Source organism: Micrococcus sp. UYEF5 (assembly GCF_040546065.1).
In the GTDB taxonomy this organism is placed as follows: Bacteria; Actinomycetota; Actinomycetes; order Actinomycetales; family Micrococcaceae; genus Micrococcus; species Micrococcus luteus.
Genome location: NZ_JBEPNB010000025.1, coordinates 1 through 3,292, shown reverse-complemented (window position 1 = coordinate 3,292; position 3,292 = coordinate 1). Strand labels below are relative to the sequence as shown.

The 3,292-nt window shown below is 65.3% G+C and carries 2 protein-coding genes; both read left to right on the top strand.

The annotated features are described in order from the left end of the window. The first annotated feature begins 367 nt into the window (after positions 1-367). On the top strand, positions 368-2,368 hold the full coding sequence (locus ABIB16_RS11210) for a type I restriction-modification system subunit M (RefSeq protein WP_354436292.1): 2,001 nt from the start codon (positions 368-370) through the stop codon (positions 2,366-2,368). Further along, positions 2,365-3,243, top strand: a complete 879-nt coding sequence (locus ABIB16_RS11205) for a restriction endonuclease subunit S (protein ID WP_354436291.1) — start codon at positions 2,365-2,367, stop codon at positions 3,241-3,243. Before ABIB16_RS11210 ends, ABIB16_RS11205 begins: the two co-directional genes overlap by 4 nt. Positions 3,244-3,292: the final 49 nt, after the last annotated feature.

Here is a 3,292-nt window from a genome sequence, read left to right as displayed (position 1 = left end):
GGCCCGAGGGCTCGCCTGGGTTCTTCTCGTCGATCATGGTCATGATTCTTACCGTTCCTCTCGGTACGGCTTACACAGACCATCTGACACGCCCCGGCTCGCCGATCTCGTCGATGTACGCCAGCAGCATCTGACCATTGTGCAGGGCACAGCGGACACTGCAGACAAGCGCAGAGGCCCACGCAAGCGTGGGCCTCTCGAATTGGTGCTCGGGGCACTGTCTCAGCCCTAGCTACCACACGCGAGCGTACTCGCGCGCGCAGAGCATAGGCAAGTGTGGTTGTGTATGATCCGTCGCCCTGTCGGGTCGCTGCGGGGTCGGAATGGGTCCCGTCCAGCGGCCCGCCCCCACCATTCGAAGGACCCCATGACCACCCCCGCCACGCGCGGCGCTGCCTCGGCGCCCCACCGCTCTCCCCAGAACCTCTCGAACTTCGTGTGGGGGATCGCGGATCAGCTCCGGGGCGTATTCAAGCCGAACCAGTACGGCACCCTCGTCCTTCCGCTCACCATCCTGCGCCGCATGGAGGCGGTCATGGCCCCGCACCGGGAGTTCTTCGCTGAACTGGCGGCCAAGGGCCATCCAGACTTCATGCTGGACAACCTGGTGGAGTCGCGCACGGGCCTGACGTTCTACAACCTCAGCCCCTTCACCCTGGACCGCATCCTGCAGGAGCCGGACCTGCTCCGCACGAACCTGCTGGCCTACGTGGACGGGTTCTCCCAGAACGTGGCGGACCTGTTCACCTACTACGAGTTCGACAAGACGGTCGCCAAGCTGGACGAGCACGACCGCCTCTTCCTGGTCCTGCAGCAGTTCGCCTCCATCGACCTCTCCCCGGATGCCGTGTCCAACGCGGAGATGGGGACCCTCTTCGAGGACCTGATCCGCCGCTTCGCCGCCGCCTCCAACGAGACCGCCGGTGAGCACTTCACCCCGCGCGACGCGGTGAAGCTCCTCGTGGACCTGCTCACCGCCAACGACGACGACGTCCTCACCGGCTACCCGGTCCGCACCGTCTATGACCCCACGGCCGGCACCGGCGGCATGCTGTCCCTGCTGGACGAGCGCCTGCGCCGCATGAACCCGAACGCGGAGGTCCGCCTGTTCGGGCAGGAGCTCAACGACCAGTCCTACGCCATCTGCAAGTCCGAGCTGCTCGGCAAGGGCCAGGACGCGGACGGCATCGCTCGCGGGGACACCCTCAAGAACGACGCCCACCTGACCGAGCGCTTCGACTACGTCCTCTCCAACCCGCCCTACGGCGGCGACTGGAAGGCCTCCCGCACCGCAGTGGAGAAGGAGATCGCCGCCGGCGGCGCCACGAACCGCTTCCCCGGCGGCACCCCCGCCATCAGCGACGGCCAGATGCTGTTCCTCCAGCTCGTGGCTTCGAAGCTCCGCCCGGTCTCGGAGGGTGGAGGTCGGGCCGGCATCGTCCTCAACGGCTCTCCGCTGTTCACGGGCGGGGCGGGCTCGGGCCCGTCCGAGATCCGCCGCTGGCTGCTGGAATCAGACCTGGTGGATGCAATCGTCGCGCTGCCCACGGACATGTTCTACAACACCGGCATCGCCACCTACGTGTGGGTGCTGGACAACAACAAGTCGGAAGAGCGCCGCGGCAAGGTGCAGCTGATCGACGCCCGCACGTTCTTCACCAAGCTGCGCCGCAACGTGGGCTCGAAGAACAAGGAGCTGTCCAAGGCGGACCGCCAGCGCGTGCTGGACATCTACCGGGACTTCGACGCCCAGTCCGAGGCCAACGCCGAGTTCTCCAAGGTCCTCACCGCGCAGGACTTCGGCTACCGGGAGATCTCCGTGGAGCGCCCGCTGCAGCTGCGCTTCGAGGTGGAGGACGCCACCATCGCGGCGGCGCTCGCCACCAAGCCGGCGGACAAGCTTCCCGACGACGGCCGCTCGGCTCTCGGGGCCGCCCTCGCCTCCCTGCGTGGCCGGGTCTGGGACCACCAGCCCACTTTCGTGCTGGACCTGAAGAAGGCGCTGAAGGAGCACGGCGTGACCGCCGGCGCTCCACTGGTGAAGGCCCTGACCGGGGCGATCGGCGTGCACGACCCCGAGGCGGAGGTCGTGAAGAACACGAAGGGCGAGCCGGAGCCGGACACCTCGCTGCGCGACACCGAACTGGTGCCCTTCGGCCGGGACATCCACGAGTACTTCGAGGCCGAGGTGGCCCCGCACGTGCCCGGTGCCTGGATCGACGAGTCCAAGACCAAGATCGGTTACGAGATCCCCTTCACCCGGCTCTTCTACACGTACGTGCCGCCGCGTCCGCTCGAGGAGATCGACGCTGAGCTCAAGCAGCTCACGGCCGAGATCATCGAGCTGCTGCAGGAGGTCGAGCGGTGACGGGCCACGCGTGGTTCAAGACGTTGCCAGCCGAATGGGCACTGGTAGAGCTCAAGTGGGTGGCTCGAATCTACTCGGGCGGAACCCCAGACCGTTCCCGGCCGGAATTCTGGACAGATGGCGACATCCCGTGGCTTGCGTCGGGATGCGTCAATCAGTGGAAGGTAACTGAGCCGTCGGAATACATCACCAAAAAGGGCTTCGAGGCGTCTAGTGCACGTTTCGTGCCACCTGGAGCCGTTCTGATCGGGCTTGCAGGGCAAGGAAAGACAAAGGGTACCGCCGCCCTCTCGCTCATCGAAGCGACCATCAACCAGTCCGTCGCGGCCATCGTCTGTGGATCCGCGCTGGATCCTCGCTTCTTGCACTACTGGCTCAGTGTCAACCACAGCAACATTCGTGGACTGTCTGGCGGCGACCTTCGTGACGGACTGAATCACGGCCACGTCGGGGCCATCCCCGTACCCTTGCCACCGCGGGTACTCCAGACCCGCATCGCGGACTACCTCGACCGCGAGACCGCCACGATCGACGCCCTGATCGACAAGCAGACAGCTCACGTTGGACTCTTGCGTGAGAGGCGACTTGCCGCTCAGAACAGGGCTGTCATGGGCCTGGACCTCGACTCTGACCTGATTGACGGTGAGCAGGTTCCCGTCGGATGGACTAGCGGACCAATCAAACGAGTTCTCGAATCGCTGGACTCACGCCGCGTGCCCTTGAACGCCGACGAGCGCGGTGCTCGCCAGGGATCTTTTCCGTACTACGGGGCTTCTGGTGTTATCGACAGCGTTGACGACTATCTGTTCGATGGGGATCTGGTGCTAGTTGTTGTGGGTCATGAGGTTCTTGACATGGGTACCGGGCTGAGATGAGACGAGTGGGCCTCTCCCGCAGGATGGAAGTTCCGGGCGTGTCAACTTG

Excerpts from the sequence above, each read along its gene's own strand:
- ABIB16_RS11210 (WP_354436292.1), top strand. The coding sequence starts at position 368 with ATGACCACCCCCGCCACGCGCGGCGCTGCCTCGGCGCCCCACCGCTCT.